The 3,147-nt window shown below is 62.7% G+C and carries 2 protein-coding genes; both read left to right on the forward strand.

What is annotated here, in order from left to right; genetic code table 11:
• Nucleotides 1-237 precede the first annotated feature (237 nt).
• A complete protein-coding gene (locus IEY21_RS16570; protein WP_373290536.1) occupies nucleotides 238-2,427 on the forward strand; it encodes an APC family permease in 2,190 nt (729 codons plus the stop codon).
• A gap of 173 nt (nucleotides 2,428-2,600) precedes the next feature.
• The gene (locus IEY21_RS16575; protein WP_188905444.1) at nucleotides 2,601-2,909 is read left to right on the forward strand and encodes a hypothetical protein; all 309 of its coding nucleotides are present in this window, start codon (nucleotides 2,601-2,603) and stop codon (nucleotides 2,907-2,909) included.
• The last annotated feature ends 238 nt before the right edge of the window (nucleotides 2,910-3,147 follow it).

Below are 3,147 nucleotides of genomic sequence, written 5' to 3' on the forward strand. Positions count from 1 at the left end.
GCTTTCCCATACGTTCCCTCCAGTGTGCCCTACCCTCTCAACGGGTTGGGGATTTTCTGTCGGGATTTCTGGAGCACTACCGCGGTATCTGTCCCCCCCGGCCTCAAGACAAGACGAAAGGGAATGATCAAACAGCCTCAGTCGTGATTCTCCACCCCTTCGGTGATCGCCTGTAGTGAGAGGACTGCAAATGCCCCCTTCTCTTTAGGCCTGAAGAGGCGAATACTTCCGTGCGTCATGCCGCAGCCCAAGAAATCCCCCCACCCCCTCCAGGCCCGGCTCTCCAGGTGGCTGCTCCACGAGGCACCTCAACAACGCCCAGAAGGCTTCTACGAGGAGAACAAGGAGGCCAGCACCCACCAGCACAAGGAGTCCTGGTGGAAAGTGATGTGCTTGACGGGCGTGGACTACTTCTCCACCCTGGGGTATCAGCCGGGCATCGCGGCGCTGGCAGCAGGCATCGTCGCTCCCATCGCCACGCTGGTGCTGGTGATCGTCACCCTGTTCGGGGCGCTGCCGATGTACCGCCGCGTGGCCGCAGAAAGCCCGCACGGCGACGGCTCGATCAGCATGCTCGAACGGTTGCTGTCGTACTGGCCCAGCAAACTGCTGGTCCTGATCCTGATTGGCTTCGTCGCCACCGGGTTCATCATCACCATCACCCTCTCAGCGGCCGATGCCACGGCACACCTCGTCGAAAACCCGCTGCTGAATGAAGTATTGAGTGGCAAACAGGTGGGCGTGACGCTGATCTTGCTGCTGCTGCTTGCCGCAGTGTTTCTGAGGGGATTTAAGGAAGCCATCGGGATCGCCGTGGTCCTGGTCAGTGCCTACCTGGCCCTCAGTTTGGCTGTGCTGATCAAAGGGTTTGGGCTGATTGCCGCTCAACCAGAACTGCTGACCAACTGGCAGGCGGCGCTGAGCGACGGCTTTCGTTCCCCCCTGGCCCTGATTGGGGCGGCCCTGCTGGTCTTCCCGAAACTGGCGCTGGGCCTGTCTGGCTTTGAGACGGGCGTGCTGGTGATGCCGCTGGTCAAAGGCGATGCGTCCGACACCGAGGAAGCCCCCAGGGGGCGGATTCGCAATGGGCAGAAACTGCTGACCACGGCCGCGCTGATCATGAGTGTCATGCTGGTGGGTTCTTCCCTCGTGACCACCCTGCTGATTCCCCGACACGAGTTCTGGGCGCACACCACCATGACGAGCGAAGTCCGGTCCGATGATTTGAAACGCGGCGTGGCCGTCGTGAATGTGCCTCTCGACTCCCAGACAAAACCACGGGAGATCTATGCCTTTCGCCTGCCGCCAGATCGAACCGGGTCGTACACCTTCAACGCCGATACGGTCGGTGGCCCGATTGATCTCTCCGTACAAGTGACCCCGGCCGGCCCCACCACCCGGGTTCAAGTGGACACCCCCTCAGGCAAAGCCAATGGGCGCGCCCTGGCATACGTGGCCCATCAGCGGCTGGGGGAAGGCTTCGGCACGGCCTATGACGTTTCGACCATCCTGATTCTGTGGTTCGCGGGGGCGTCCGCCATGGCAGGTCTGCTCAACATCATGCCGCGTTTCCTGCCCAGATACGGCATGGCCCCGGAATGGACCCGCGCCCATCGCCCACTGGTGCTGCTGTATACCGTGATCGCCGTGCTGGTGACCGTGGCGTTTAGAGCCAATGTGGACAACCAAGCGGCCGCATACGCCACGGGCGTCCTGGCCATGATGACCAGCGCTGCTGTGGCCGTCACGCTCATCGCCATCCGGCGTCGCCGCCGAACAGAGGCGGCCGCTTTCGGTCTGATCAGCCTGATCTTCATTTACACCAGCGCGGTGACCATCCTGAGTGACCCCAAGGGGCTCTACATTGCGCTGGTGTTTATTGCGGCTGTGCTGGTCACGGGCGTCAGTTCACGCATCTCCCGGTCGTTCGAGTTGCGGGTCAGCAATGTGGTCCTGGACGATTCAGCCAAGGCACTGCTGAAACAGTTTCCATTGCGGCCCCTGCGATTGGTCTCCCACCACCCAGGCCGCATGAACCTGGAGGAGTACAGCAAACAGGAGATGCGGGTGCGGCAGATGGTTCATCTGCCTGGCGATGAGCCCTTCATTTTCCTGGAAGTCGATGTGGAGGACGCCAGTGAGTTCACCGATGTGGTGGAGGTCTCAGGCCTCATGGTTGGCCCGTACGCCATCTTGAAAGCCCGTGGCTCCAGCATTCCCAACACCATCGCCGCCCTGATGTTGCACCTGCGCGGCACAGGCGCGCCGCCGCAGGTGTACATGCGCTGGACCGAGGAAGACCCCGTCCACCTCTTGCTGGATTTCATTGTGGGCGGGCGTGGGGACGTGCCGCCCGTCACCCGGGAGATTCTGCGCCGCGCTGAACCAGACCGGGACCGCCGTCCGATCGTGCATGTCGGCGGCTGACGGGGCAATAGGGACCAAACTCGGCCTCTGCCGAGTGCGACCGGCCGACTGATGCTCCACTGCACGGATCCATGCCGATGTCCAATGGTCTGAGGCTTTGGGCCTCGGCGTCGGAGCGGGGAGGCCAGCGACTGTCCTGCCCAGAGACGGTTCAAACGCGCCACACTGGAACCATGAACCCAGCCAGCCGCTTGCTCACCAATCTCCCGACTGATGCCACGACGGCCGAGCGCTTGAGCGCTCTCAGGCAGAATATTTTCGCTGCGCTGGAGGACGGCACGTTGACGGTGGCTGAGCTTGAGGCGCTGCGGGAGGCACGCGTGGCACTGGGCGTCAGCGCAGCCCAGGCACGAACGTTACGGGCAGAGATTTACCACGCGGCGCTGCTGCGGGTGCAGCAGGATGACCAGCTCACATCACGGGAACTGGAGACATTGAATCAGATTCTGCTTTTCTTCAATACCCTCAAGGATGAGAGCTGAGGTCAGCGGGCCCGCCCGATTGGGCCTCCCAGCGGTTCAGGGGGGGTGTGCCCTTGGGGGGCTGGAGCCGCCGGAGTGATCGGCCCGTCCCCGAGTTGTACAACTTCGCGCTGCTGCGCCCCGTCGCCGCCAGCGTCTTTCCGTCGGGGGTGTAGCGGTAGTGCTCCAAGAATCCCGTCAAGCGGCGAAGAGAGACCTCGCCGACGCGACCAGTTTATCCCAGGGATAGGCGTAGCCC

The sequence above is a fragment of the Deinococcus aerophilus genome (assembly GCF_014647075.1).
GTDB classification, from domain to species: Bacteria; Deinococcota; Deinococci; order Deinococcales; family Deinococcaceae; genus Deinococcus; species Deinococcus aerophilus.